Here is a 25622-nt window from a genome sequence, read left to right as displayed (position 1 = left end):
TGTAGATACAAGGCATGACGGAACTCTGATTGCACCTTCATTTCATTCCACCTTCCTCCACACTAATCGTCTCTGTATGAAGCAGTTTAAACGCGCACTAGCATTACTTACCTTCTCCACCGTCCTAACAACTGGCTGTCAGAAGGAAATTGAAAGCGAAGTTAAACCTGTTGCTACCAAACAATCTGCTCAGTTGTCGGCACCAACGCTAGCGAAGCCCACACCCAATGCCTCGTTGGTTCTCACAACCGATCCGCAACACCGGGATATGGTGCTGCGCGCATTGGCTTTGCAGCCAACGCCCTGTAGCAGAAATACTTCAATAAATCTGTGGCTGAATGAGCAACTAGCAGATTGGTCGGCTGATGCATTCTACTATGCTGATTTCACGGCAATGTTTGATTTGCCTACATATGATGCTTATGTATTCGAAAACAGCTCTGAAAACCAGTATTTTGGCGTAAAGGGAGAGTACACTCAGCCGCTGACCAAGGCATTTAAAGACTTGCGGCGCTTCTGGAACATTCAGACCAGCGACATGGTGCTGGCTGCTATGCATGGCAGCATGCTGCAAGACCGCAGCAAAATTATCAGAACATACAAAGCAGTATATGGCCTGGATGATGCTTCGGCAGCGTATTATGCTGATTTTGTTTTAGTGCTTCTTGACGCTTTGCCGGAGCTAAGGAATGGCAACCATCCGATCTTCACTTTCAATGCCTTCGCACTGAAAGGCTTCAACTTTCCTCCTTACGGTACCATCCCTAATAAAATTATTATGGGAGATGGTATTATGGAAGCCTACACGGCCATCGGTTTCGACGATGTAGCTCCTCAGGCAATCTTAGCCCACGAGTTCGGGCACCAAATCCAGTTTCAGCTAAACTTATTTGGCAAAGTGTCTTCTCCGGAAGCTACCCGCCGAACTGAGTTGATGGCGGATGCTTACTCTGCCTATTACCTTTCTCATGCACGAGGAGCTGCTATGCAGTGGAAAAGAGTACAGCAATTCCTGCAGGTATTCTTTAACATCGGCGACTGCAGCTTTACAAGCAATGGCCACCATGGCACGCCTACTCAGCGCATGGCCGCCGCGGCATGGGGATATAGCATTGCAAATGATGCCCAGAAACAAGGACACATTCTCTCAAGCCAGCAATTCACGGCCTTATTTGAAGCAAAATTGCCGCAACTGGTAACTCAATAGAGCGTGAGCCAAGTGACAAAAGGAAAAGAGGACGAATTATTAATTCGTCCTCTTTTCCTTTTGTTAAGTACTAGGTAGCACATCTGGCTGAAGCGCAACCCTTACCGAAAGCGAGTAGAAGAGCAAAACACTAGTGGCTGGCGCACTCTAGCAGTACCTGATGCCTAGCAAAATAACCGCTGAGTGAGACGGGCCAGTTTAGCGTATTAGGAGGGTGTACTTTTCCGCAAGTATTGTTTACAGCCGCTGCATTAGCTCGCGCACTTGCCGCTCTAGGTCTGATAGGGAGCCAGAGTTATGGATAGTGAGGGCAAAATCCGGGTATGTATCGAGGGCAGTTTCGCTGGGGTGGTTGTCGTCGCGGGTGCCGTCGCCGCGCTGGCGCAGCGGGTCGCCTTCCACGCGCAGCATCAGACCACCGTGCTGCCGAATGAGGTCGGCCTCGCCAGGAAAGCGTACATCAGGCACCAGCACAAATGCGTTGGGCGGAAGGCGCGAGAAGAAAGCCTGAATCCAGATATCCGGCTCCCATAGGCGCATGGCCTGGCCCACCTGCTGGAGCATTTCGCCGCGCGTACGCCCGAATGCAGGCAGCAGCTCCGTTTTGCCACGCTGCGAGTAATAGGGCGCTACTTCTTCGCCCGCCAGGGCAGCACACACGGCTTTAATGGCATCACCAAAAGAGCGAATGTACCACTGGCGCTCCGGTTGCAGCTGCTGAAGCAGCCGCGCCACGGTGTCTTTGCCGCTGCCGCGCTTCCCCGAAAGACCTACTAGGTGTATCATAGCGGCAAAGGTCGGGAGTTCCGGCTGGCTATACCTACAAAATGTCCTTCAGTTCGCTGAGGCAGCTGATTTCGTAGGTTATTTCGTTGAAGTGGCGGCGCTTGTCGGGGTTAAAATACACCTGGTCGAGGCCAGCGTTGTAGGCGCCCAGCACGTCGCACTCCAGGTTGTCGCCAATCATAAGGCTTTCTGGGGCGGTGGCGCCGGTACGCTCCAAGGCGTGCTGAAAAATGCGGGTATCGGGCTTAAGATGGCCGCAGCACTCCGAGGTCACAATTTCCTGGAAGTAATCAGTCAGCTTCGAGGAGTTGAGTTTGACGTACTGAATGTCTCGGAAGCCGTTGGTAATCAGGTGCAGCTCGTAGCCTTTGTCGCGCAGGTAATCCAGCACCTCGTAGGTGTGCGGAAACACGGCCGTTTTCAGCGGCAGCAAATCAGTAAACTCCGAGGAGATGTTGGCCGGAGAGTCGGCCTCCGTGAGGCCTAGCTTCACGAAGGTGCGCGGGAAACGGGTGGCCCGCAGCTGCTCCTGCGTGATCTTGCCGCCCTGGTACAGGCGCCACAAGCCGTGGTTAATGTCAGAATAGACCTGAATAAACTGCTCCACGGTGAAGGCACGGTGGCGCTCTAGCTTGTGCAAATCGTAGAGGTGGCGCAGGGTTTCATCGGCGTTGGTTTCAAAGTCCCAAAGCGTATGATCCAGATCAAAAAAAAGATGACGGTATTTCAAGAGACGAGTAGGTCAGAGGAAGGATGATATACTAGGTGCTGGGGCAAGCTAAACCGCTGCAACGAACGGCAGAAGCGCCGCCTAGGTGCCGCCTGTTTGAGCGGGAATAAGGTAGCGTAAGGGTAGTTGAGATGAATACTTAACTTTCTAGCACTAGTCTCTTTACAACCCGGCCCTCGCCCAAGTGTTCGTGTACAATTTCGGCGGCGTCTTTGGGCTTTACGTCGCCGTACACGGTGCCTTCGGGGTAGATGATGAGCGCTGCGCCAGAGCCTTTTTTGCAATGCTTACATAGGTCGAGGCAGTTGCAGGTTTGCACGCGGGTTTTGCGTTTTTCACCCCCTAGCAGCAGGCTTTTTAGGCCTTGTTTTTTCAGCTCGAGTTTCAGGGCCCGGGCTACGTCTTTGCCCACTTCATTTTTTTGGGCGGTGCAAACGAACAGGCGGGTAACGGCGACAGACTTCACAGAATTGGGGTTAAGCAGGAGAGGAGACCTAGCCAACTCAGCGCGGCTCGGGGCTGCCGGTCCAGCGGCGGTTTTGCAGCTTATACGCCGCCAGCTCCCGATTCGACCAGAGCGTTTGGTAAATCTTCTGGTCGTGCACCAACTGTGGGTCGCGCTCCATGTAGCTCAGCAGTTGGTTCAGAAAATCCTGCGCTTCGTCTTTGATGAAATAAAATACCCAATTATCAAGGCGCTTGAAGTTTACGAGGCCCGCATTTTTCAGGTACGCTAGTTGCCGGGAGGTTTTGGTCTGGGTGAAGTCAAGCACCTGCTCGAGGTCAGAAATGCACATTTCCTGGTTGCGCCACAGCAAATGCAGGATGCGCACGCGGCTTTCATCGCCGAGGGCTTTGAATAGTTGCTGGCCGAATGCAACGGTAAAGTGTTTGAGGCGCATCTTTAGACGAAAGCGGGAAATTGAGGAAGCTGAACCAAAGTGGCTAGGCCCGAATTTAGGTTAAACCCACCAGCGGCCCCCGAAAGTGCCGTATCTTTGTCGTCTGTAATGCCTTGTATGTCTGCTGTGGCTCGAATTCATGTTTCTTTTTTGCCGGCCCTGCTAGGGTTTTTGCTGGTAGCGTTGCTGCTAGCTCCCGGTCGGGTGCAGGCGCAAGGCCAGCGCAAAGTGGTGCAGTTTACCGGCATTGTGGCCTCCGGCGACTCCTTGCTGGGTGTGCAGGGTGCCGCCATCTTCGTGCCCAAAGCCGGACGCGGCACCATTTCCAACCCCTACGGCTACTTCTCCCTGCCCGTGTTGGCCGGCGACAGTATAGTTATCCGGAGTTTGGGCTACCGCAATCAGTACGTGGTTATTCCGCCTGATTATCAGCGCCAGAGCTACTCTGTCATCGTGAACCTGAAGGAAGATGCTACTATACTGCCGGAAGTACGCATCTTCCCGTATGCCACCGAAAAGGCCTTTAAAGAAGCCTTCCTGGCCATGAAGGCCCCCGCTGAGCAAGACCGGACCGCCGCCGAAAAGCTCAACGAGCAGGTGATGCGCCGCATGTTCAACACGCTGCCGGCCTCCAGCATGGGCAACTACCGCCAGGCCATGCAAAACCAGCAGTACGATCAGCAGCGGCGCATGGGCTTCGGGGCCACCCCGGCTACCAACAACCCGTTGCTCAACCCTTTCAGCTGGCTTCAGCTTATCAAGCAGGTGAAAGACGGGGAGTTCAAGAAAAAAGAAGGGGTAGACTACTAGCCCTTTTCGCGCGCCAAACCGCTTGTGCCCGCCACGCTGCCTTCGGGCCAGCGTGGTGGGCTTTTTTTATAACCTCAGCCCTGCTTTTTCGGTACAGGATTTTGGCACTGTCGCCTGGGGTTGGTCTCGTCCTGTCCCATCACCTTCTGATACCGATTATGGATACCAATCTTCCGGTTACCTCTCAGCCGCGCGTTGTTATCATTGGCTGCGGCTTTGCGGGGTTGCGGCTGGCCAAAGACCTAGCCGATTCCCCCGTGCAGGTGGTTGTCATCGACCGCAACAACTACCACAACTTCCAGCCCCTGCTGTACCAGGTAGCCACCGGCGCCTTGGAGGCCGACAGTATTGCGTATCCTATCCGAAAGATTTTTGCGGGCCAGACCAACTTCTTTTTTCGCATGGCAGATGTGCAGCGCATTGAGGCCGAGCGCAACACTGTGGTAACCAACATCGGCGACATCCACTACAACCACTTGGTGATTGCCACCGGCTCGCTTACCAACTACTTCGGGTTGGAAAGCATTGAGCGCAACTCCATGCAGATTAAGAGCGTGCCAAATGCCCTGAACCTGCGGAGCTACCTGTTTCAGAATTTCGAGAAAGCCCTGCTCACCGAAGACCCCGCCCAGCGCCAGGCCTTACTGAATGTGGTAGTGGTAGGCGGCGGCCCTACGGGTGTTGAAATATGTGGCTCACTAGCTGAGATGCGCAAAGACGTGCTGCCCCAGGACTACCCCGAGCTGGACCTGAAACAGATGGAAATTTACTTGGTGGAATCAGGTGGCGAAGTGCTGGGGCCGATGTCGAAGGACTCGCAGGTGAAAGCCAAGAAATACCTGGAGGAAATGGGCATTCACGTGCGCCTCAATACCCAGGCCAAGCGCTTCGAGGATGGAAAACTATTCTACTCCGACACCGAATTCATCCGGAGCGAAAACCTGATTTGGGCGGCCGGTGTGAACGGCGCGGCCGTAGAAGGCCTGCCCGAGGAAGTAGTAGCCCGCAACAAGCGCATCAACGTGGATACAGTGAACCGCGTGATGGGCGCCAAAAACATCTATGCCATCGGTGATGTGGCCAACATGGTGACCGAGGAAATGCCGCGCGGCTACCCCATGCTGGCGCCGGTTGCCATTCAGCAGGCCGAGCAGTTAGCCGACAACCTGAAGCGTTTCCTGCGGGGGGACGCACTTAAGCCGTTCAAGTACGTGAACAAAGGCAGCATGGCCATTGTGGGCCGTAACCGCGCCGTAGTAGACCTGCCCGGCGACAAGCACTTTGGCGGTTTCTTCGGGTGGCTTACCTGGCTGTTTGTACACCTCATGACCCTAGTAGGCTTCCGCAACAAAGTCGTTACGTTCATTGGCTGGGCCATCAGCTACTTCAGCTCCGATAAAGCATTGCGCCTTATTATCCGGCCCTACAAGCGCAATGATTTCAAAGATGACAAAGGCAAAACCACGGCTCAGCATAACGCCTCTACGCCTGAGTACAATCCATCCGTACCCGTCCCGAATGCGGCAGTAGTAGGAGGATAGTTGTTCAATTGGTTTGTATAAAAAAACACCCTAGCGTAAGAGCTAGGGTGTTTTTTTGTGGTAGTAGCACTAGCAAGTTCTTTCACCTAACAGTAGCAGCGTGTCTTTTAGGTTGTGTCTGGAAACTCAAGTCCAGTCATGCTTCGGCTGCGCTCAGTATGACCATCAGGAGGATCACAACAACTTTGCAGTCACTTACTTTTTACTGTCTCTCAGGCATAGTTTGCCCAGTACAATCTGTCTCGAGCTACTTTGGGCAGCGTGGGCTCTCTACCACCATTTGCGGTACATCGTAGGTTTGGTAGATGGCTAGGCAGGGGCGGGGTGTCGCTTCAGTAGCCGTTGCCGTTCGCAGCGCAACTACTAGCTCGTCTCCAGCAACAAGGGTGTCAGGCAACGCAGAATAAGTGCCAACTACATTCGGGTAAAGGGTGCCTTGATAGGTAATAGTTTTACCTCCCTTATTGTCTTCCTGAATCTGAAGTAGGGTTCCGTTGCAGCTTGGCCCTAGCATCTTCACACGGGTGCACGGCACTACTACCGAGGGCGCGGGGTCCTCGCGGCAGCTTGCAAAGCTCAGGACACATAAGCCAACTAGTGCAATGGAGTAAGTAAGCTTCATAATTTCTTGGGTAGAGGTATGCTCCCAAGAGTCGCTAGGCCTGAGGCAGGTTGCATCTTGCTGAGTCTGCTAGTTCAACAGAACATAACCCACCAGCAACTTGGCTACCGCAAGGCACCTAGTAGCTCAGTCACTTGCGCAGTAAGGCGGCTAGGGTCAGCAGTATCCAGCAGGCGCGCATCCAGGCCAACGCAGGTAGCTCCTGCTTCTTTCCATGCGCTCAGGCTTTCGTGAGTGGGCTGAATGCCGCCCGTCACCATAAGGGGCACGTGGGGCAAGGGGCCGCGCAGAATTTGAAGGTAAGCAGGCGTGAGATACGCTGAGGGAAACAACTTTACCAACGTAGCACCCAAACGGTGGGCCTCATACACTTCGTTCAGGGTTTGGGCGCCAGGTAGCCACGCCAAATCATGGCTGCGGCAAGTGGCAGCCACATCGGGGCTTGTAATCGGCTGAATGATAAAATCAGCTCCAGCATCAATGAAGCGGCCCGCTTCTTCGGCCGTGAAAATGGTGCCGGCGCCGAGCAGCAAATCGGGATAATCAGACTCTACAAAGCGCTGCAGGTTAGCAAAAATGGTGTGCGCCTCGGGGCCCCGGTTGGTAAACTCAAAGAGGCGTACGCCGGCGGCGTAGCTGGCGGCCAGTACGGTGCGCGCATATGCTTCCTGCGCATGGTAAAAAACCGGAATCAGTGGGTGCTGCTGGGCCTGTTTAAGCGTGTAAGCAGCTGGAAAACGAGCCATAGGCAAAAAGAGAAAGCATGGTTGAGCTACCCTCCCTTACGGAGGTTTTCGCATCAGCGCCTTAATCCGGCCGATTTACTAGCCCCGTTTATATCGCAAACTCACTAAGCGCCCGGTACACGTCGTACACGTTTTTGTCGCCGCGGAAGGTTTTGTTGATGGGCTCCGTTTGGCCACGCACCCAAATTTTGAGTTCTGCATCGAGGTCAAAATGGCCGGTAGTTTCCATGGAAAATCGCTCGATGCTGCGGTACGGAATGCTTAGGTACTCGCGCTTTTTGCCCGTTACGCCTTGCTTATCAATCATGATGAGGCGCTTGGTCGTGAACACCATCAGATCGCGGATAACGGCGTAGGCATTGCGCACCTGCTCACCGGGCGCCAGCAGCTGGCTCAGCTCCAGTTGAATTTCATTGGCATCGGTTTGCGAGGCATTACCGAGTAATCCGTCGAGAAGTCCCATGAACATTTCAATTAGATGGAAGGAGCACCAAGCTATAAAGAAAACCCAGACGCAAGCAATTCACGGCACTCACAACCATAGGTTGGCTGACACATAACACTAGCTAAACACCTTCCTTACTATCTCCTTTCACTTGAGCAGGTGCTGTTAATGATACAGCGAGCAGTTCACGGTATGTCTGCCCTGGTAACAAGTTATTGAGTGATGTCAAAATACTCTACTTCAAAAAAATCGTGCTCAACACTTGGCTTGCCTTTTCTCTTAATTACTCTGTTTGCTGTACCAGTAGTGTTATGAAAATTATCTACTTTATAAGTTGTTCGTTGCATATAATTTTTATCCCATAATACTATTTTAGACAATATAGTAGGGTTGAATATTTTGTAAGTGATAGTGTCTATTGAGTTGTCAAAATCATTGTAATAATATTGGAGCCATTTTTTATTAAAGTAAACAGCGCCGTAAACATTGCCATTTTCAAAATTTAAAGCTTCCGCGAAATACATAGTATCAGGAATAATAGTAGTTAAGTTAGCTATTTGGCTGACTCTAATTCTTGCTTTGTGAAATTTGTTCGTGTAATAGCTGTTATTTCCAGTTGCGTTAGAAATGAAATTATCTCTCTTAATTCGTTTGGATGTCTTATGAAAATATTCACTACTGCAGGAGGTCGAAATAAGGCAGAGTACGATGAAAAAAAAATTTCATTTGCGGTAAGCATAAATAGTAAGAACAGAGTAGCCAGGGTTAATGTAGGAAGTTAAACAAATAAAAAAGCCTCCCTTATTAAAGGAAGGCTTTTTTAATGAGCATATCAGGAGGCTAGTTGCCGCCGGCACCCGTAGTGCCACCGCCTTGCTTGGGCTGCTGCGACGACACGTTGCGCTGCTGCATGGGGTTAGTAGCGGGCTGCTGCTGCTGCTGGAACAGCTCGAAGCGCGACGGCGCCAACTTGCGCGGGAAGCCGTTGTTCGAGAGGTCCGTATCGGCGGTTTGCAGGTAGGGGTCGAGGGTGAACGAAGCCACGGGCTTTTCGGTCACGAACACTTTGGTTACCTCTACGTTGTTTTTGCGCCAGATTTCAGCCGGAATGTTCACCACTTCCTGGGTGCCATCGGCGTAGGTCATCTGCACGATAACAGGCATTACGAGGCCACCCAGGTTCTTTAGGCTCATCTGGTAGAAGTTGAGGCCTTTGTTGAGCACTTCTTGCTGCTCGGGCGTGAGTTTGGCTACGTACTGCTGGTAGCGCGCTTTGTCGGCGTCGGTGGTAGTCAGCGGGTCGTAGCCGTTGTAGAAGTCCTTCAGCTCGGGCTTGTCGTCCAGCAGGGTTTTCTTGATGTCCTGCAGGTTGCGCTGCTGCGACAAGGTTTTAGGAGCAGCATTCAGCTCCTCGCGGCGGGCAGCATTCTCAATGTCGGGGTTCTTGGAGTCAACCTTGTACCACTGCACACCTTCGATGCTGATATCGGTGTGCTCGTTGCCGTAGAACCAGCCGCGCCAGAACCAGTCGAGGTCCACGCCGGAGGCGTCTTCCATGGTGCGGAAGAAGTCGGCGGGGGTAGGGTGCTTGTAAGCCCAGCGCTGGGCGTAGGTCTTGAACGCATAGTCGAACAGCTCGCGGCCCATTACCGTTTCGCGCAGAATGTTCAGGGCCGTGGCGGGCTTGCCGTAAGCGTTGTTGCCCAGCTGTAGCACCGACTCCGAGTTGGTCATGATGGCGTTCTGCATGTTCTGGTTCATGCTCATGTAGGGCACGATCTGGGCGGGTTCGCCGCGGCGCGAGGGGTAGCCCCGTTCCCATTCCTGCTCCGTGAGGTACTGCATAAACGTGTTCAGCCCTTCGTCCATCCACGTCCACTGGCGCTCATCGGAGTTCACAATCATCGGGAAGAAGTTATGGCCTACTTCGTGGATAACTACCGAAATCAGACCATACTTCGTGGCTGCCGAGTACGTGCCGTCGGCTTCAGGGCGGTAGCCATTAAAGCTCAGCATCGGGTACTCCATGCCGCCAATGGGGCCGTGCACCGAAATAGCCACGGGGTACTCGTAAGGAATGGTGAATTTCGAGTACGTTTTCAGGGTGTGCGCTACAGCCTGCGTAGAGTACTGACCCCACAGCGGGTTCGCCTCCTTGGGATAGTACGACATAGCCACTACGGGCTTGCCTTCTACTTTCACACCCATGGCATCCCAAATGAACTTCCGCGAAGAAGCCCAGGCAAAGTCACGCACATTTTTGGCCGAATACACCCAGGTTTTAGTGCCTTTGGCGCGGCCTTGCTCGGCTTTCGTAGCCTCCAGCTGCGTTACAATAGCAATGGGCTTGGAGGACGATTTGGCATCATCAAAGCGCTTGCGCTGCGTAGAGCTCAGTACCTGATCGGCGTTCTGGAGCGTACCGGTAGCCCCTACCACGTGGTCGGCGGGAGCGGTGATGGCTACTTTGTAGTCGCCGAAAGGCAAGGTAAATTCGCCTTGGCCCAGGAACTGCTTGTGCTGCCAGCCGTTCACGTCGTCATAAACGGCCATGCGCGGATAGAACTGGGCAATTTCGTAGAGGTAGTTTTTGTCCTGCTCGAAGTACTCGTAGCCCGAGCGGCCGCCAGTAGCCTTCTGGTCGTTCACGGTGTAGTGCCACTTCACCGTGAAGGTTACCGACTGCTTGGGGGCTAGGGCCTGCGGCAGATCCACCCGCATCATGGTGTAGTTCACGGTGTACGGCAGCTGCTTGCCGGCACCCTTCATCCGGATGTCGTCAATCTTAAACGAACCATCGAACCCGGAGCGCTTAATGTAATCCAGCGCCTCAAACGACATCTTGTTCCGCAGCTCCGCCGTCTGGGTCGAGGTCGTCATGGAGTTGGGCGCGTAGATGTTCGCATCCAGCTGCAACCACAGGTAGCTGAGCTTATCAGGCGAGAGGTTGGTGTAGGTAATGTCCTCAGTACCCGTGATGCTCTGGTTGGCGTCGTTGAGCGTGACTTTGATGTTGTAGTCGGCACGCTGCTGCCAGTAGTCGCGGCCCGGAGCGCCCGATGCCGTCCGGAACGAGTTCGGCGTGGGCAGCTCCGTACCGAGCTGGGCAAATTTGTCGGTTCCAGAGTGGGTATTCTGCGCCAGCGTGGGTGTAGCTAGCAGCGCTACCAGTCCGGCAACCAGCAGAGTAGGTTTCAGCATAAAAGAAGGGGAGAAAAGAAGTCGCAAGGAAAAGCGAAGATACATACCAATGGCGCAGTTACCCGCGCGTGCCGCGAAAGACACCAAGTGGCCCGGAGCGTTGCACAATGCTGCAAGTAAATTGCTGCTTAGTAGGCCCCACATGACTAGGCCAACAGGAACGTCAAACCGTCGGTTCGCTAGGGCACTTGGCTACTGCAACTGCCCTAGCAACAGCACCACGGCAATGCCCAGCGCTGCGCCGCTCGTAACCAGCAGCCAGTCGCGGCGCGAAACGTTGAGGATACGCAGCAGCACAAACCCCACCAACAGAATAATGCCCACAATCAGCAGCTGGCCGAGCTCTACGCCTAGGTTAAAGCTCAGCAGTTCCAGCACCGGTCGGCTTTGACGGCCCAGCAGTTCGCGCAGGTAGCTGGAAAACCCTAGGCCATGGATCAGGCCAAACACAGCAGCTAGCAAGTTGGGCAGCGTCAGGAGCAGGGAAGTGGATTTGCGCCGGTCAGTGAGGCGAGCGTTGGCTTTACCAGCCTGCGCCAGGTTCAGGATGCACGTCAGCACAATCGTGACAGGTATTAGCATTTCGATGGCCTTCGCCGAATAGCCTATGCCCCCCAGCGTAGCTAAGGCCAGCGTTATGGAGTGGCCGATGGTAAAGCTCGTTACCAACGCCACTACCTTCCGCCAATCCTGCAGCACATACGGCGCGCACAAGGCCAGCAGGAACACCATATGGTCGTAGGCCTGCAGGTTGAAAATGTGGTGGAACCCGAGCTGAAGGTAGGTAGTGAAAACAGATGGCATCGGGCAAATCTACAAGGTGTTCTTTACTTGGAATAAGGTTTTAAAAAGGAAATCTATACTTCGTTTAAGAAGCTTTGTACGTCACTTTTATGCCCTACCAAACGGGGGTAGTATTGTGGGTTGCATTTACTACTTACTACCTCGTTTTACATGATTACACGTGTACTCTGTTCTGGGTTTCTTGCCAGCATTATGTTCACCGCAAGTACTTTCACCGCAAATGCGCAAGAAATGCCTGCTGTGGGGTCTTCAGCTCCATCGGCCATTCAAGTGCCAGTTACAGCACCTCTCCTGACTCGTGCCGACACCGCGCGGGCCGTACATGAACTGTTTCGGAGCCGGCGCGGAGGTGGCATCGGGTGGTTAGCACTGGGTACGGTAAGCATGCTGGCCTCCATCTTACCCGCGCAGCAGTCTACCAGCGCCGGAGTCTGGACACCCGGGGTAGTAGCTGGTACTGCGTTTGCTGGCATTGGACTAAACAAGCGTATTCAGTTCCGGCGAAGCCGAGAGCGGCTCATACTGCAGGAACTGGCCGCCACCGGCCACTTGCCTGTTGACATCAGCCGACGTTTGAAGGGCAATTTTCTTCCTGTACACGGCACTGCTTCCGAAGAGAATCCACTGCTGTCAACAGAGGTAGCACCTAGTGGTCAGGTGCCTTCTGTCTCGGTTCCTACTCACGCCCAAATGTTGGCTGATGCTCGGCAAGACACACTCGATGCTGTACAGGGGTTTTTCAATGCCAAGCGCCTTGGTGGGCAGCTGCCCATTCTACTGGCGTTGCCAGGGTTACGCCTCATGACCGGGGCCGACGCCAGCAGTAGTTCTGGATCTTCGTATGGACAGCCCCAAAACAGCGAGCCTTCTGGGGGCCAAGTTGCCGCTGGCCTACTGTTGACAGCAGGTGGGCTTACATACATGTTCGTGCACAACGCTCCTTACTCAGATGCTAAGTTTGCTGCGCTACGTGCCAGTTACTTGGCTGGTGCGCCGTTGCCACCAGCTATCCGGTCCCGGCTAAAAGAAAAGCACATTGCTTCAGGACGAACCTACCGCGCAAGGATGGAACGTAAAGCTGCCCGTCGGCGCTAGGCAAGTCATTTTGCTGAAGCAGCTTCCCTACGCAAGGCGCTGTGCCAGCAAATGGAGTGGGAAAAACTGCAAACGTAGATTATGCCTCGCTAATGCTTTCAACAAAGTGTAACTAGTCAAGCATCGTAGCAAGTTTATATATTAGAGGCAGCTAGTTATGCATCTATTTCCCCTTCGTTTATATGAAAAAGCTTATCCTCCTCTTCACCCTAGTAGTAGCACTAGGCGGTGCTAGTTTTGCCCAAACTACAGTGCCTGTAACCGGCTGGTACCCCGTAGATTCTCCGGGCGCCACCGCTGTTCGTGCTCCCTTACTTGATAGCGTCCGGCAAGTGGTGCACAAGCTCTTTAAATGGGGCCGACTATATAGCACAGTTGGGGCCGTTAGCGGGGGCGTTATGGTGGCCAGTGCTATTTCGTACATCGCCAGGCGTGATGATAACTGGACAACCGGAGTAGACCTGGTCTTAGGGGCCAACGCGTTAGCCTTTGGTACAGTAAGTATGGTACGCTTTAGTCGTAAGCGTGAGCGGAAGGTTATCGCTGATTTAGAGCAAGGTCAACCTCTACCGCCCGACGTAGCGGCCTGGGTGCACTTGGTGAGAAATAACCGACGGAAAAATAAATGACTTACTAAAAAGCCCCGCCGACGTAACGTTAGCGGGGCTTTTTAGTAAGTCATTTGCAATTAGCCAACGGCCGGAATCTCCACGTTGTTGAAGCGGATCTGATGACCGTCTTCCAGCACAGCTTCTACCACGGCATCCTTGCTTACGCGGCCCGAGAGGATGTCTTTCGACAACTCATTAAGCACCAGGCGCTGCAGCACGCGCTTGAGTGGCCTAGCACCAAACTGCGGGTCGAAGCCTTGCTCGCCGAGGAAGTCCAGCACCTCGTCGGTAGCCTCCAGTCGGATGCCGGCTTCTTCCAGGCGGTGCTGAATCTGCTTGAACTGGATGTCCACAATCTTGCGAATCTCCTTGCGCTTGAGCGGCTGGAACATCACAATCTCGTCGATGCGGTTCAGGAACTCGGGTCGCATATGCTGCTTCAGGCGCTCCACTACTTCGTCGCGGGTGCGGTCCACCACTTCGTCGTGGTTGTATTCATTCAGCTCTTTAAAGTTCTTCTGAATGATATCAGCCCCCGTGTTCGAGGTCATGATGATGATGGTGTTCTTGAAGTTCGCCACCCGGCCTTTGTTGTCGGTGAGGCGGCCATCATCGAGCACCTGCAGCAAGATGTTGAACACGTCGGGGTGAGCCTTCTCGATTTCGTCGAGCAGAATCACGGAGTACGGCTTGCGGCGCACGGCCTCCGTCAACTGGCCACCTTCATCGTAGCCCACGTAGCCGGGAGGTGCCCCAATCAGGCGCGACACAGCATGGCGCTCCTGGTACTCGCTCATATCAATGCGAACCATGCTGTTCTCATCATTGAACAGGTACTCGGCCAGGGCCTTGGCCAGCTCAGTTTTACCCACGCCGGTGGTGCCCAGGAAGATAAACGAGCCGATGGGCCGCTTAGGGTCCTGTAGGCCTGCCCGGGAGCGGCGCACCGCATCCGAAATAGCCGCAATGGCCTCACTCTGACCCGCTACCCGCTTGCCCAGCTCTTGCTCCAAGTTCAGCAGCTTCTCGCGGTCCGACTGCAGCATTTTGCTTACCGGAATACCAGTCCACTTGGCCACTACTTCCGCAATGTCCTCCTGCGTCACCACTTCCTGCAGCATTGTGCCGCCATCTTTGTTCTCGTTGGCTTCGTCCTGCAGGGCTTTCAGCTTGGCTTCAGCTTCCTGAATCTTGCCGTAGCGCAACTCCGCCACGCGGCCGTAGTCGCCCTGACGCTCGGCTTGGTCGGCTTCCAGCTTGTAACGCTCTATGTTTTCCTTCTCGGTCTGAATGCTGGTGAGGGCCGATTTCTCATTTTCCCACTGGGCTTTCAGCGTGTCGCGCTTGGCGGTCAGCTCGCTGAGCTCCTTACTGAGCACGGCTTCCCGGTCGCGGTTGTCTTCGCGGCGGATGGCTTCGCGCTCAATTTCCAGCTGCATAATGCGGCGCTGCACCTCGTCCAGCTCGGCAGGCATAGAGTTCAGCTCGATACGCAGCTTGGCTGCGGCCTCGTCCATCAAGTCGATGGCTTTGTCGGGCAGGAACCGGTCGGTGATGTAGCGCGAGCTAAGCTCTACGGCCGCAATTACAGCGTCGTCGGTGATGCGCACGCCGTGGTGCAGCTCGTACTTCTCCTTAATGCCGCGCATGATGCTGATGGCGTCCTCAATGCTCGGCTCATCCACCATCACGGCCTGGAAACGGCGCTCTAGGGCCTTATCCTTCTCAATGTACTTCTGGTACTCCTTGAGAGTAGTAGCCCCGATGGAGTGCAGCTCGCCGCGAGCCAGAGCAGGCTTGAGCAGGTTCGCGGCGTCCATGGCGCCTTCGCCACCGCCGCCAGCACCAATCAGGGTGTGCATCTCGTCGATGAACAGGATGATCTGGCCTTCGGAGTCGGTTACTTCCTTGATGACGGACTTGAGGCGCTCCTCAAACTCGCCCTTGTACTTGGCACCCGCAATGAGCAGACCCATATCCAGGGACATAATGATTTTGTCCTTGAGGTTTTCGGGCACGTCGCCGGCCACAATGCGCTGGGCCAGGCCCTCCACAATGGCGGTTTTACCGACGCCGGGCTCACCGAGCAGTACGGGGTTGTTCTTGGTGCGGCGGCTCAGAATCTGGAGTACCCGCCGAATTTCCTCATCGCGGCCGATAACCGGGTCCATCTTGCCGGTACGCACCTGCTCGTTGAGGTTACGGGAGTAGCGGTTGAGGCTCTGGTATTGGTCTTCGGCGGTCTGCGAGGTCACCTTGCGGCCCCCACGCAGCTCCTTAATGGCCGCTTTTAGGTCTTTCTCGTTGAATCCTGCGTCTTTCATCAGGGTAGCCACGGCGTCTTTACCGCCCAGCAGCCCCAGCAGCAGGTGCTCCACCGATACATATTCATCGTCGAACTCCTTCAGGAAGCCAGTAGCGCGCTGGAGAGCGGCAGCAGCTTCGTTGGAGAGGTAGGGCGAGCCCCCGCTTACTTTAGGGTAACCCGCTACAAGAGCATCGAGGCGAGGCGTGAGAATGTTGAGGTTCACACCTAGCTTCTTGGCCAGAAACGACAGCACGTTCTCGTCGCTCTGGAACAGGCCCTTCAGCAGGTGGCCGGTTTCAATGGCTTGCTGCTGGTTGCCCCCGGCAATCTCGGTGGCCTTCTGCACGGCCTCCTGTGCCTTGATCGTATAGTTATTGAAGTTCATGATTGCTAGGTCGTTAGTAGGTGCTTCGGATTAAGAAGTTCTACGAGTGCCCTAGCAAACGGGGTGCAGAAGATGTTTTACTGACTTTGTGGCTGATAATTGTTGAAATAGTTAGATTTAATGTGACAAAATTGCATAAATGAGCTGCTCTTACTGAGCAGTTCGTGCCATATGTACACGTGCTGGGACGTTTCCTGGTGGCACTATATTCTCGGCAGACCTAACAGATACAGCTTTTTCGCCCGGCCGGTGAGCAAGCCTTTTTCCCACGTATAGTTTTCGGCTTCCAGACCGCTTATCAAAATGTCGAGATCTTCCAGGGTGTAGGTTCGGGCGTTAGAAACGGCGCCATCCCAGGCAAAGGAGAAGGGAATAATAGGCAGTCCGTAGGTAAATAGCAGTTGCTTCCAGGTCAAGGGCCGCACAAACGGCGTAATGCACAAGCACATGAGGAATATCATGGGCAGCGAAACCCACCAGAGCGGGGTAGGAAAGCTGTTGTCGCTTATTTCGTAGATACAGATGGGTTGACGGCTGGCTTGGGCGTTGGCAAGAATACGCCGGGCAGTATAGGGCTCCATGTGGTGGAAGCTCCCGACCATAGTGCGCACGCCCTGTAGCTCCGTAGTAACGTCGGCTGCATCTATCGGAGCCAGTGAGTAAGAAAGACCTGGAGTATGGCTGTTAGTTAGTTGCGTTGCGACTTCCACATTCGGGTACAAGTCGGTGAGCAGTAATGTTAGGTTGGCACCTCCCGGCTGGGCCTTCAATGCCGCGAATACTTCCAGCATGGGGCCGCCGCTACCAGAACAGAGGTCAACAATTGTTGGGCTGGATGAATGCTGGAGGGCTCTGGTTAACAGATGGACTAGCTCATGACGGGTGCCTAGCATGTTGTGCATCACCACCATAAGCCGGGTGAGGCAGTTTCTTAGCCACTTCGGAAACCATGAAAAATCCTCTAGCTCAAACAGGTGTATTCTCTTCATGCTACGGGATGTGCGGTGAAGCTGATGCACAAAAATATAGCGGTTAATATATAGAGCATAAATGAGTAGCAATCTATTCAATGCCCTAGCCGATAGTAGTGGAAGCAGCAAACAGCAACGCCCCGGAACCTGAGTGGTCGCGGAGCGTTGCTGTTTGTTGGTTTAAGAGAATGTTTAGCCCATATAGGCCTAGAGATCTACTTTACTAGGCCACCTGCTGGTTTAAGCCTAGGCCACTACCATTGGCGCGGCGAAACAGCAGACCCGATGCCACCCACAGACCGGCAAAGACGGTGTTTAGCACAATAACCCATAGCACACCCAAGTTCATCTCGGGCCGCCAGATGGCCATGGCCACAAAAGGAACGGCAAACTGCGCAAGCGCCGTAGCAAACATGGCCTTCGACATGCCCTGCGGCTGGAGCTTCGCCAAAATGGCCCCAATGAAGCCGACGGCCAGCACCCCAGCATACAGCAGGTTGGCGGGGTTGTCTTCGCTGCCGATGAAGCCCACGGCCAGGTTGCCCCACACGAGTAGGAGGGAAGCAGCCACCGCTATGCCCGCGGCAAATTTATAGGCGCCACTGCGGCCCCGGCTTGTTACCAGCAGGTACACGAGCCCCAGGACAAGCAGTAGGATGCCAGCCATTACAAAGTGCGCTACGGTCATAGGAGTAGTAGGTAAGGTGTAGAGATGATTCAATTTGAAGCTCCGTACTGCTAGGCCAGTTGTTGGCTGGAACCCGAGCCGGTAGCACTGGCGCGGCGAAACAGCCAGCCCGAAACAGCCCATATCGCGGCGAAAGCTCCATTTGCTACCAACACGTTCACTAAGCCTACATTGGGTTCAGCAGCTGCACCTGCGGGCTTCCAGATAAATAGGGCTATTGCCGTAATTATCACATAAGTAAGCGAGGCCGCAAACATAGCGTTGGACATGCCCAGCGGCCGGAAACGCGCTACAAAGGCCCCGATGAGGGCAACCGCCAGCACCCCGACATATAACAGATTTACGGGGTTGTCTTCGCTCCCAACGAGCCCTACCGCCATGTTCGCCCACACGAGCAGGAGCCCGGCCGCCACCGCCACGCCCACGGCTAGCCGGTACGCGGTACTGTTTCCCATTCGTGCAATCAGAACAAACGTGAGGCCCGCGCCGAAGAGCAGGATGCCGGCCGCCACAAAGTCACCGGGGCTCCAGAGCATGCCAGGGACAAACAATTTGGCCGCTAGGGGAATAAGCAGCAGTAGGCCAGTGCCCAGCGCCACGCGCAAAATGCTTTTGGTGAGTGTCATGACAGGAGTGCTTTGTGGTGGAAATGAGGGAGGAAAACTCTTTGGTCTCTGGTAGGTATTCGGTCTGGGCTTTTGGAAGAGGAGCGGCTATTGCTGCTCCTGAAGTGCTTTGCGAAATGCAGCTTCGGCCTTCGTTATATCCTCCAGATACCCTTTCCGGTCAAGAAATGGAGCCACAGAATCGGTTGCGGTGGTGCGTTCTTCAAACTTGCGCTTCAGGCTAAAAGGCCGCGCATGGGAGGATAGGTAGATATCAGCCGGTAGGCTCCGGAGCGTAGCAAAGCTGCGCTCTAGTTCGCGGCGCAGTGGCGCATCGTATGTCCAATTGAACAGAGAAGTAGGCATAGGCAACGACAGGCTGCCCACACTGACAGCTAGCAGTTCCCGGTTGCCATCCTGGACCGGAAATGCCCAAGTGGTGCAGCCCGGGGTGTGGCCAGCCGTCACGTGTGCCGTGAGGCGAATAGGCCCCAGACTGATCTGGGCGCCGTCTTGGAACCGATGGTCTATGCGGGGCGCCGGGTAGCGCATGAGGCCGCTGTATATAAGCCAGTTCAATGGAGCCATATTCCGGTGGCTAACTCCTCCCGAGGCTACCATGTCGGCATCCCCTTCACTTACCCACAATTGCGCGCCGGAGGCTTGCTGCAGTACTGCTAGGCCACCGGCATGGTCGAAGTGGGCGTGGGAGTTAAGCAGGATTTTTACATCAGTAATGCGAAAACCTAGGGTGGCAATGTTCTTCAGAATCATTGGGGCCGTGCCGGGGTAGCCGCCATCAATGAGCACGTGGCCCGCGGGGCCGGTAAGCAAAAAGGATGTTACATCACGGCTGCCCACATAATAGAGGTTACCAGCAATGCGAAACGGCTCCCGGGGCAGCTGTCCGCCATCGTTGATGGCTGCCTTCCACTTAGGCAGTAAAATGAGTGCAGCCACCGCAAGCACAACCGCAGCACCTACTAGGAATCGGCGCTTTAAGCTCCATCTACTTTTGATCCTTGCGGGGCTGGTCATGGCAACAGGAGGACGGATTCTGTGATGTTGTGCTGGGTGATTTATTACGTGAGTAAAAGTACTTTGTTTTTCAAAGTAAGCAAGCAAATCCAGATAAATTTTGCCTCACTTATCTATCAAGTTTGCTGAGAGTTAATCCAGTCGAATAGTTCGCTCTACCTGAAGCTGCTCCAGATAAGCCTTTTCGTGCGATACCACTAACAGAGTGCCGTAGTAGTCTTGCAGAGTTGCTGTCAGGATGTCGAGGTTATTTGTAGTCTCATCCAGGATAATCAGGTCCGGGGCCTGGTAGCTGATCATCAGGCCGCGCAGGAGCAGCCGCATTTTCTCGCCGCCGCTCAAGGTGCGGCAGGGGTTGTCCCAATAGGCCGAGGTAAATGGGAAGCGGGCCAGCCGAATCTTGATTTCGTGCTCCTGCAGTCCCGACGTGTTGAACTGCTGAGTCTGCTCGCCTCCAAGCAATCTGTTAAGTTAGTTCTTGCCGAAACCCTAGAGGCCCAATTACCGGGCACTAGGATAGCAGAAGCAATAGCAGGATATCCTCCTGGTAACCACTACCGTAGCCAATTTAACCGACGGCTGTTTTTGCCAATAATTTTAAGCAGGTTGTACCCCTCCGTGGCTAGTATGCGAGGGTTCATGCGGGAAAAGATAATGCCCGGTTTAAGTTCTACGGGTACGGCGGCTACCCGCAACTGCGGAACTCGAGCCGTACGAAACAGGAACTCCAGATCAAATAGATACCGGTCAACCTGCGTTTGCAGAAATAGCGCCTTGCCCTGTGTGTTGAATCCTTTAATGCCGCATTGAGTGTCGGACACAGGTAACCGCAGCAAATAGCGGGTGAAAAACCGCAAGGTGCGCGAAATGCCTGTGCGTAAGGCAGGTACCTCAGCATAGTAAGCATCATCGCGTACGCCAACTGCAATGTCACAGCACTGCTCCGCTAGCTTGCGAAACACTGCCGCCACGCTGTCTTCCTGATAGGGAAAGTCAATATCAGTGAAAAGGCAATAGGGGTTGACCGCCTGTTGTACCCCATAGCGTAGAGCGTAGCCTTTGCCCCGATTTTGTTCATAGGATAAATAGTGAAACTGCGGCAGTGCTGCCCGAAGCAACGTGATGTCGGCTTCAGTGGGCGGCCTAGAAGAGCCATCGTTAACGACGTACACCGTAAAATCAGCTTCCGGTAGACGCTGCCGCAACCCCTGCAGGCACGTAATAAGGTTGGATGCCCAGCCTTTCGGTGGATTATAGCAGGGAAGAACTAAGTCAGTTGGGATACGCGGCATGAGTAGGTAAGCAGGGTGTTGGAAACAGCAGCCTGGCGGCAGTTTCTAATCCTGTAAAGGCAGATTGTTTTTGCACGGCCTGCCCGACGCAAGGGTCTCGTATACGTCGGTGTAAGCCGGCCGAATAAGTACATCAGCCGCTTCAAACTTCTCGCCATCTAAGTATACTTCCAACCGATTGGTAGGATGTTGAAGCCGGGTGCTGAGTCTATTGCACAGCCAGCCTTGGTACACGTCGGTGGCCTGGGAAAAGTGTATTTCCTGGTTTCTCAACTCTTGGCCGGTTTGTCCATCCAGTTCGCGCAAGTGCAGTACCGGCAGTCTTTCCATCCCTACAGATCGTACCCATACGGAGGCCTCATACGTAGTAGTATCCTGTGCTTGTGGTACCGTGCCCTTCCATAACACCAGGCTGCCGGCGCCAGCTATGCTGGAGTTGCCTAAGGCGGAGCGCCCAGCTGAAGGTTTCCAGGATTGCAGGCGCACTACATCGGGCCGCGGCACATAGGTGGCTAGGGCGCTCAGTGCGGCTCGTCGATAGGGTTCTGCATTTAGGGCCGACAAGGGCAACTCATAGAGTGAGACGCGTTTATCAGTCAGGAGCAAGCGAGCTTTACTTAACAGGTTCCGTTCTGGCTTGCTCAACGGATCTGGTGTTACCAGTAGCAGCAGCGGCTTTTGGTTGGGGAAGTCATGCAATACTTCTTTTGGAAGTACATCGTTGCTGAGAAGCTGAAGGATAGCCGCCGAGCGGCTACGGGAGGCGCGCGACATGTAAGCAGACACCAAAGGCAGACCAGTCTGGAGCGACGCGCGCATGGATTCGTACGGGGAGCTTCCTCCCCCGGGCTGAACCACTTCCGAGCCAATCAGGTAAAACGGCATAGGAAGAATAGCCTGAAAATCACTAGCAGGATGCTTCCAGCTTAAGTGTGCCATATACGAATCCTGGGGCTCCATAAAGTCTTGGGTTTTTTCAGCACCTGGAAATCGTTTGGCAAAAGATGCCGTAGCATTTCGGCCTTCCCAACCCCAAATTACTATTAGTAGGATAGCCAGCGACAACGCAAAGCGTCCTGCCCGCCTAGTGCGCAGATACCGGAAAAGCATGCTAAAATAAAACACTACATATACCGTGTATATGTAATAAAATATCCAGGCGAAACGACCAATGGAGCGAAACTGTTTGAGTGGCTGCAGATATTCCAGTAGCTCCGTGAGGTCCCAAATAAAGGGTACGCCACTAGCGAACAGTGCACAAAGGATACCAGCATGTAGTCCGATGCGCAGCGGGAGGGGCAACACCGGTTTTAGGATTAGGCGCGGCTTGAGGCGGATAAGGTATTGTACTATTCGAATAATGGTCAGGAGTAGCGTGACTAGGCCAATGAGCCCAACATAGGCCCAGCCTTCCCAAATCTCCGAAGGGGCGGCCTTGAGGGCAGTTTTCCAAAATCCGCGTAGTGGTTCTAGTACGGGATAAAAGATGCTGGCAAAGCCTGAGCGATAATATAAGAACCCCCAGGGAGTAGCAGGCCGGTCGGAAATACTATCAGTGACCGCCATGAAAAGCTGGAAAATACCTACCGCGAGTACCCCCGCCAGCATGACGCGCCCGGCCAGACCTTTGGTATAAGAAGAGGCCTTGTTATGCTGCAGTAAGGCTACGAACCCATAAGCCAAGGCTAGCAGCGCGGCCATCGTAACCCAATAGGGATGGAGCAAACCCGCCAGAAAAGCAACTAAAACATAGAGTGCCAAGGGCCTCCAGCTATAGTTTTCTGTACGGGCAAAGGCCTTTATAAGTAAGTACCAGTAGAGCGGAATGATGAAGCCGTACGACAGCGCGTAGTGCGCCAGGATGCGCTCAAATTGCGGCGACATAAAGCTGATCAAAAGCGACCCAATTACCGCTGACCACACGGGTACCAGGTTGGCCCGCAGAATGCGGTACAGCAGAAGCGCCGAGAGCGGGATAGAGGCCAGCATAAGCGCATTCATAAAGCCGAGGCCCGAATGGGGCAATGGTAGGCCCAGACTCTTTAGATAAGCTAGTGGGATAGATAACAAGGGCTGCCCGTCGGCATACACTACATGGTCGCCATACGGGTACATCATCCCATTGAAGTGAGTGTTGTAGCCGTACAGAACATGATATAGGTAGGTGTAATAATTCTTTAGTCCGTCGCCACCGTCATTGAAAAGATAAGATCCCGGATGAACAAAGACATCTTTGCAGGCTGCCTTCAGAAGGAATAACGCAACAAATACTAGTACTATCTCAGGAAACCTGCGGCGGAGAAGCGAGATTATTTTATGAAGCCAAATGGACACAACTGGCGGATAAAAAGGAAGAGATATAGTACAAATATAGGTGTAGTGACGGGTCTAGGTGGAATCATTTGCTTGTGATTGCAAGGCTGGCCGCAGGTGGGCAGTACCGCTGCTTAGTGCTTTCACCTTTCAGTATGGAAGCTGAGCCGCTGATTGTAAGGTATAAAACCTATGCACTCCTCCAGTGAAAGGTAATGAACCATGGATGTGGATTAAGTAAGCCGAAAGGCCAGCTGTACATGCAATTGCTGCAGGAACATCTCATCGTGCGACACGACCAGCAGGGTGGCGTGGTAGTCTTGCAAAGCCACGGTCAGGATGCCCAGATTCTGCAGGTCGAGGTTGTTGGTGGGCTCATCAAGAATGATCAGGTCTGGAGCTTGATAGTTGATCATCAGGCAGCACAGGAGCCGGCGCATTTTCTCGCCGCCACTGAGGGTGCGGCAGGGCTTGTCCAATCAGCGGCGGTAAAAAGGAAGCGGGCCAAGCAAATCTTGACTTCGTGCTCCTGCAGTCCTGATGTGTTGAACTGCTGAGTCTGCTCGTACACCGAGAGCTGGTTGTTAATGAGGGAATATTGGTCGATGAATACGGCTTTGTTTACGGCGCGATAGAGCGTGCCTTGCATAGGCTCCAGGTGGCCTATTAGAAGTTTGATCAGGGCGCTTTTGCCGGAACCGTTCAGCCCGTGCAGCGCCAGCCGCTCACCGCTTTGAATCTGGAAGCTTAGGGCCTCAGACCACAGTAGGCGCGGGCCGTAGCTGTAGTTTAGGTCAGTGGCGGTGAAAAGTATTTTGCCTTTGTGCAGGCTGGAATCATCGAAGCCGAACTTCATTTTGTCGGTATCAGGAAGCTCCTTACGCAACTCGCTCAGCTCCTGGGAGAGCGCGCCTACTTTCTCAGTGTGGATGCCCTTGAGGCGAGAGGTGCTTTGTTCGGCGCTGTCGCGCATCATGTTCAGCATGATGGTGGGTAGGCCTACTTTGTATTGGTTTTTCTTGCCGCGGGCATCTAGCTTTTGTTTACGTTCCAAGGCTTCGCGTTCCGTTTCACGGGCTTTGCGGAGGGCAGTTGCGCGGCTCCTGATATCCTGGTTGAGCGCCTGACTTTCCACTTGCTTTTGCTCGGCATAGACCTCGTAGTTGCCGCCGTATAGCGCAATTCCTCGCTTGCTCAGTTCCGCAACCGTGTCGAGCAGATTCAGCAATTTCCGGTCGTGGCTGACTACTAGCAGCGTGGCAGAGCTGGTCTCGATGAAGTCGTAGAGTAGTTGCCGGCCGGCGGTATCGCGGTAATTGCTAGTCTCATCGAGCAATATCAGTTCGGTCTGATGAATGGCCATGCCAGCCAGGAAAACCTTGGTTTTCTACCCGCCGCTGAGGCTGGCCAGGGGGTGCGTCAGATTCACCTCGGCCAAGCCCCAGTGCCCTAACACTTCCTGGCTCCGTTCCTCAATGGTCCAGTCATCATCCAGCACGGCCATATTGGCTTCGGTGGCCTGATCATCTAGAATGTCCTGCAGGGCCGTGATTTTTGCCTCAATATGCAGTGCCTGGGCCACGGTCAGGTGGTTGAACTGGCCGAAATGCTGCGGAATGCAGTAGGGCGCAGAGCTAGTCTGTACGTGCCCGCTGGATGGCACCAAGAGCCCCGCCATTAGCTGTAGCAGCGTAGACTTTCCGACGCCGTTGTTGCCGATCAGGGCAATCTTCTGGTGACGGTTCACGGCCAGATTCAGACCGTCGAAGAGCACATCTTTATTGAGGTGTGCATACCCGAGGTTTTGCAGCAGTAGCATGAGTTCTTTCTCTAAAAGCAAAAGGATATAGCTACCCGTAGGGTGGGTTGGCTACTCGATTGAGGAAAGAAATCAGCTATTACATAAACCGGTATTTGGGGTTGGTATATGCAAAAATACGGTGGATGGTAGCGGCGCCTTTATGTAAGCGGCAGAAACACTTACCGCCTGTTCAGCTTATAGAGTAGCTGGCCCGAAAGCCAGTAACACTCAAGAAAAAGCAATTATGAAAGAACAAGGCCTGACGGCGGCGGATATTGACCGCATCATAGAAATGGCCTGGGAAGACCGTACCCCGTTTGAAGCCATAAAGCTGCAATTTGGTCTTTCGGAGCAGGAAGTGATTACGCTGATGCGGCGGGAAATGAAGGCCTCGTCGTGGCGTATGTGGCGGGCCAGGGTGCAGGGCCGCGCCACCAAGCACCGGGCCAAAAGTGCCGTAGACGATGGTCGGTTTAAATCTAGCTTGCAGCGCAGCATCACGCTCAATACTATTTCCAAGCGCAGGTAATCATGTGCATGTGATTGAACATGCTGCGTATTTGTGCCACGTTTAGTTGCTTGAAGATTAGCTGAACATACTTTTTTAGCTTCATACTAAATCAGTCGGAGTCGAAGGGCTTGGGTTATTTGAAAAAGCGCAAAGTCGTTGCTAAGAGTGATTTGCGGTGCGGATCAACTATATTGAAGAAGTTCTTCCCCC

At 53.9% G+C, this 25622-nt stretch carries 25 protein-coding genes; 5 read left to right on the top strand and 20 right to left on the bottom strand.

The features are described 5' to 3' along the window. The first annotated feature begins 76 nt into the window (after positions 1 to 76). On the top strand, positions 77 to 1207 hold the full coding sequence (locus tag ACYVHC_RS07465) for a neutral zinc metallopeptidase (protein ID WP_460613043.1): 1131 nt from the start codon (positions 77 to 79) through the stop codon (positions 1205 to 1207). A 237-nt stretch (positions 1208 to 1444) separates the two neighbouring features. Here the strand turns inward: ACYVHC_RS07465 and ACYVHC_RS07460 are convergent, their stop codons facing one another. The 4 genes from ACYVHC_RS07460 to ACYVHC_RS07445 form a co-directional block, all read right to left on the bottom strand. Further along, positions 1445 to 1993, bottom strand: a complete 549-nt coding sequence (locus ACYVHC_RS07460) for a nucleoside/nucleotide kinase family protein (RefSeq protein WP_460613042.1) — start codon at positions 1991 to 1993, stop codon at positions 1445 to 1447. 34 nt (positions 1994 to 2027) lie between these two features. After that, complete coding sequence (locus tag ACYVHC_RS07455) at positions 2028 to 2723, bottom strand: YjjG family noncanonical pyrimidine nucleotidase (protein WP_460613041.1); 696 nt, start codon at positions 2721 to 2723, stop codon at positions 2028 to 2030. A 139-nt stretch (positions 2724 to 2862) separates the two neighbouring features. After that, on the bottom strand, positions 2863 to 3189 hold the full coding sequence (locus tag ACYVHC_RS07450) for a (2Fe-2S) ferredoxin domain-containing protein (RefSeq protein WP_460613040.1): 327 nt from the start codon (positions 3187 to 3189) through the stop codon (positions 2863 to 2865). A 37-nt stretch (positions 3190 to 3226) separates the two neighbouring features. Continuing rightward, positions 3227 to 3625: an ArsR/SmtB family transcription factor gene (locus ACYVHC_RS07445; protein ID WP_460613039.1), complete on the bottom strand. Its 399-nt coding sequence runs from the start codon at positions 3623 to 3625 to the stop codon at positions 3227 to 3229. Positions 3626 to 3751: 126 nt separating this feature from the next. On the opposite strand from ACYVHC_RS07445, the gene ACYVHC_RS07440 reads away from it, so the two are divergent. Both ACYVHC_RS07440 and ACYVHC_RS07435 read left to right on the top strand, forming a co-directional pair. Continuing rightward, complete coding sequence (locus ACYVHC_RS07440; RefSeq protein WP_460613038.1) at positions 3752 to 4435, top strand: carboxypeptidase-like regulatory domain-containing protein; 684 nt, start codon at positions 3752 to 3754, stop codon at positions 4433 to 4435. A gap of 158 nt (positions 4436 to 4593) precedes the next feature. After that, positions 4594 to 5976: an NAD(P)/FAD-dependent oxidoreductase gene (locus ACYVHC_RS07435; RefSeq protein WP_460613037.1), complete on the top strand. Its 1383-nt coding sequence runs from the start codon at positions 4594 to 4596 to the stop codon at positions 5974 to 5976. 726 nt (positions 5977 to 6702) lie between these two features. On the opposite strand, the gene ACYVHC_RS07430 is transcribed toward ACYVHC_RS07435, so the two are convergent. From ACYVHC_RS07430 to ACYVHC_RS07410, 5 genes are all read right to left on the bottom strand, one after another. After that, positions 6703 to 7344, bottom strand: coding sequence for a beta/alpha barrel domain-containing protein (locus ACYVHC_RS07430; RefSeq protein WP_460613036.1), 642 nt, complete (start codon positions 7342 to 7344; stop codon positions 6703 to 6705). Positions 7345 to 7432: 88 nt separating this feature from the next. After that, entirely contained in the window at positions 7433 to 7807 is a 375-nt protein-coding gene (locus ACYVHC_RS07425) for a PH domain-containing protein (protein WP_460613035.1), read from the bottom strand. Between the two features lie 194 nt (positions 7808 to 8001). Further along, entirely contained in the window at positions 8002 to 8313 is a 312-nt protein-coding gene (locus tag ACYVHC_RS07420) for a hypothetical protein (RefSeq protein WP_460613034.1), read from the bottom strand. 316 nt (positions 8314 to 8629) lie between these two features. Next, complete coding sequence (locus ACYVHC_RS07415) at positions 8630 to 10990, bottom strand: M1 family metallopeptidase (RefSeq protein WP_460613033.1); 2361 nt, start codon at positions 10988 to 10990, stop codon at positions 8630 to 8632. A 192-nt stretch (positions 10991 to 11182) separates the two neighbouring features. Further along, on the bottom strand, positions 11183 to 11794 hold the full coding sequence (locus ACYVHC_RS07410; protein ID WP_460613032.1) for a HupE/UreJ family protein: 612 nt from the start codon (positions 11792 to 11794) through the stop codon (positions 11183 to 11185). Positions 11795 to 11944: 150 nt separating this feature from the next. Between ACYVHC_RS07410 and ACYVHC_RS07405 the strand changes: the two genes are divergently transcribed. After that, positions 11945 to 12889, top strand: coding sequence for a hypothetical protein (locus ACYVHC_RS07405; RefSeq protein ID WP_460613031.1), 945 nt, complete (start codon positions 11945 to 11947; stop codon positions 12887 to 12889). Positions 12890 to 13577: 688 nt separating this feature from the next. On the opposite strand, the gene clpB is transcribed toward ACYVHC_RS07405, so the two are convergent. From clpB to ACYVHC_RS07350, 11 genes are all read right to left on the bottom strand, one after another. After that, entirely contained in the window at positions 13578 to 16193 is a 2616-nt protein-coding gene (gene clpB / locus ACYVHC_RS07400; protein WP_460613030.1) for an ATP-dependent Clp protease ATP-binding subunit, read from the bottom strand. A 203-nt stretch (positions 16194 to 16396) separates the two neighbouring features. Beyond that, positions 16397 to 16984 (bottom strand): hypothetical protein, encoded by a 588-nt coding sequence (locus tag ACYVHC_RS07395; protein WP_460613029.1) that lies wholly within the window; start codon positions 16982 to 16984, stop codon positions 16397 to 16399. Between the two features lie 403 nt (positions 16985 to 17387). After that, on the bottom strand, positions 17388 to 17852 hold the full coding sequence (locus ACYVHC_RS07390) for a hypothetical protein (protein ID WP_460613028.1): 465 nt from the start codon (positions 17850 to 17852) through the stop codon (positions 17388 to 17390). Between the two features lie 50 nt (positions 17853 to 17902). Continuing rightward, complete coding sequence (locus ACYVHC_RS07385; RefSeq protein ID WP_460613027.1) at positions 17903 to 18478, bottom strand: hypothetical protein; 576 nt, start codon at positions 18476 to 18478, stop codon at positions 17903 to 17905. An 87-nt stretch (positions 18479 to 18565) separates the two neighbouring features. Then, positions 18566 to 19417 (bottom strand): MBL fold metallo-hydrolase, encoded by an 852-nt coding sequence (bla, locus tag ACYVHC_RS07380; RefSeq protein ID WP_460613026.1) that lies wholly within the window; start codon positions 19415 to 19417, stop codon positions 18566 to 18568. 210 nt (positions 19418 to 19627) lie between these two features. Next, positions 19628 to 19957, bottom strand: coding sequence for a hypothetical protein (locus ACYVHC_RS07375; RefSeq protein WP_460613025.1), 330 nt, complete (start codon positions 19955 to 19957; stop codon positions 19628 to 19630). Between the two features lie 92 nt (positions 19958 to 20049). Next, positions 20050 to 20787 carry a glycosyltransferase family 2 protein gene (locus ACYVHC_RS07370; RefSeq protein WP_460613024.1) on the bottom strand — a complete coding sequence of 246 codons (738 nt, stop codon included), beginning with the start codon at positions 20785 to 20787 and terminating at the stop codon, positions 20050 to 20052. 45 nt (positions 20788 to 20832) lie between these two features. Continuing rightward, complete coding sequence (locus ACYVHC_RS07365; RefSeq protein ID WP_460613023.1) at positions 20833 to 22905, bottom strand: hypothetical protein; 2073 nt, start codon at positions 22903 to 22905, stop codon at positions 20833 to 20835. Positions 22906 to 23333: 428 nt separating this feature from the next. Then, the gene (locus ACYVHC_RS07360; RefSeq protein WP_460613022.1) at positions 23334 to 23516 is read right to left on the bottom strand and encodes a hypothetical protein; all 183 of its coding nucleotides are present in this window, start codon (positions 23514 to 23516) and stop codon (positions 23334 to 23336) included. After that, on the bottom strand, positions 23516 to 24463 hold the full coding sequence (locus ACYVHC_RS07355) for an ATP-binding cassette domain-containing protein (RefSeq protein ID WP_460613021.1): 948 nt from the start codon (positions 24461 to 24463) through the stop codon (positions 23516 to 23518). The genes ACYVHC_RS07360 and ACYVHC_RS07355 overlap by 1 nt, the downstream gene beginning before the upstream one ends. A 24-nt stretch (positions 24464 to 24487) precedes the next feature. Continuing rightward, positions 24488 to 24919, bottom strand: coding sequence for an ATP-binding cassette domain-containing protein (locus ACYVHC_RS07350; RefSeq protein WP_460613020.1), 432 nt, complete (start codon positions 24917 to 24919; stop codon positions 24488 to 24490). A 226-nt stretch (positions 24920 to 25145) separates the two neighbouring features. On the opposite strand from ACYVHC_RS07350, the gene ACYVHC_RS07345 reads away from it, so the two are divergent. Then, the gene (locus ACYVHC_RS07345; RefSeq protein WP_460613019.1) at positions 25146 to 25430 is read left to right on the top strand and encodes a TIGR03643 family protein; all 285 of its coding nucleotides are present in this window, start codon (positions 25146 to 25148) and stop codon (positions 25428 to 25430) included. Positions 25431 to 25622: the final 192 nt, after the last annotated feature.

The sequence above is a fragment of the Hymenobacter seoulensis genome (assembly GCF_054780535.1).
This window is presented reverse-complemented; position numbering and strand designations above follow the sequence as displayed.

Bases quoted from the DNA above. Each gene is read 5' to 3' on its own strand.
- ACYVHC_RS07465 (WP_460613043.1), top strand. From the start codon at position 77: ATGAAGCAGTTTAAACGCGCACTAGCATTACTTACCTTCTCCACCGTC.
- ACYVHC_RS07460 (WP_460613042.1), bottom strand. From the start codon at position 1,993: ATGATACACCTAGTAGGTCTTTCGGGGAAGCGCGGCAGCGGCAAAGAC.
- ACYVHC_RS07445 (WP_460613039.1), bottom strand. From the start codon at position 3,625: ATGCGCCTCAAACACTTTACCGTTGCATTCGGCCAGCAACTATTCAAA.
- ACYVHC_RS07435 (WP_460613037.1), top strand. From the start codon at position 4,594: ATGGATACCAATCTTCCGGTTACCTCTCAGCCGCGCGTTGTTATCATT.
- ACYVHC_RS07430 (WP_460613036.1), bottom strand. From the start codon at position 7,344: ATGGCTCGTTTTCCAGCTGCTTACACGCTTAAACAGGCCCAGCAGCAC.
- ACYVHC_RS07425 (WP_460613035.1), bottom strand. From the start codon at position 7,807: ATGGGACTTCTCGACGGATTACTCGGTAATGCCTCGCAAACCGATGCC.
- ACYVHC_RS07420 (WP_460613034.1), bottom strand. From the start codon at position 8,313: ATGTATTTCGCGGAAGCTTTAAATTTTGAAAATGGCAATGTTTACGGC.
- ACYVHC_RS07415 (WP_460613033.1), bottom strand. From the start codon at position 10,990: ATGCTGAAACCTACTCTGCTGGTTGCCGGACTGGTAGCGCTGCTAGCT.
- ACYVHC_RS07410 (WP_460613032.1), bottom strand. From the start codon at position 11,794: ATGCCATCTGTTTTCACTACCTACCTTCAGCTCGGGTTCCACCACATT.
- ACYVHC_RS07405 (WP_460613031.1), top strand. From the start codon at position 11,945: ATGATTACACGTGTACTCTGTTCTGGGTTTCTTGCCAGCATTATGTTC.
- clpB (WP_460613030.1), bottom strand. From the start codon at position 16,193: ATGAACTTCAATAACTATACGATCAAGGCACAGGAGGCCGTGCAGAAG.
- ACYVHC_RS07395 (WP_460613029.1), bottom strand. From the start codon at position 16,984: ATGCTGGAAGTATTCGCGGCATTGAAGGCCCAGCCGGGAGGTGCCAAC.
- ACYVHC_RS07390 (WP_460613028.1), bottom strand. From the start codon at position 17,852: ATGACCGTAGCGCACTTTGTAATGGCTGGCATCCTACTGCTTGTCCTG.
- ACYVHC_RS07385 (WP_460613027.1), bottom strand. From the start codon at position 18,478: ATGACACTCACCAAAAGCATTTTGCGCGTGGCGCTGGGCACTGGCCTA.
- ACYVHC_RS07370 (WP_460613024.1), bottom strand. From the start codon at position 20,787: ATGCCGCGTATCCCAACTGACTTAGTTCTTCCCTGCTATAATCCACCG.
- ACYVHC_RS07365 (WP_460613023.1), bottom strand. From the start codon at position 22,905: ATGATGTACCCGTATGGCGACCATGTAGTGTATGCCGACGGGCAGCCC.
- ACYVHC_RS07360 (WP_460613022.1), bottom strand. From the start codon at position 23,516: ATGATCAACTATCAAGCTCCAGACCTGATCATTCTTGATGAGCCCACC.
- ACYVHC_RS07355 (WP_460613021.1), bottom strand. From the start codon at position 24,463: ATGGCCATTCATCAGACCGAACTGATATTGCTCGATGAGACTAGCAAT.
- ACYVHC_RS07350 (WP_460613020.1), bottom strand. From the start codon at position 24,919: ATGCTACTGCTGCAAAACCTCGGGTATGCACACCTCAATAAAGATGTG.
- ACYVHC_RS07345 (WP_460613019.1), top strand. From the start codon at position 25,146: ATGAAAGAACAAGGCCTGACGGCGGCGGATATTGACCGCATCATAGAA.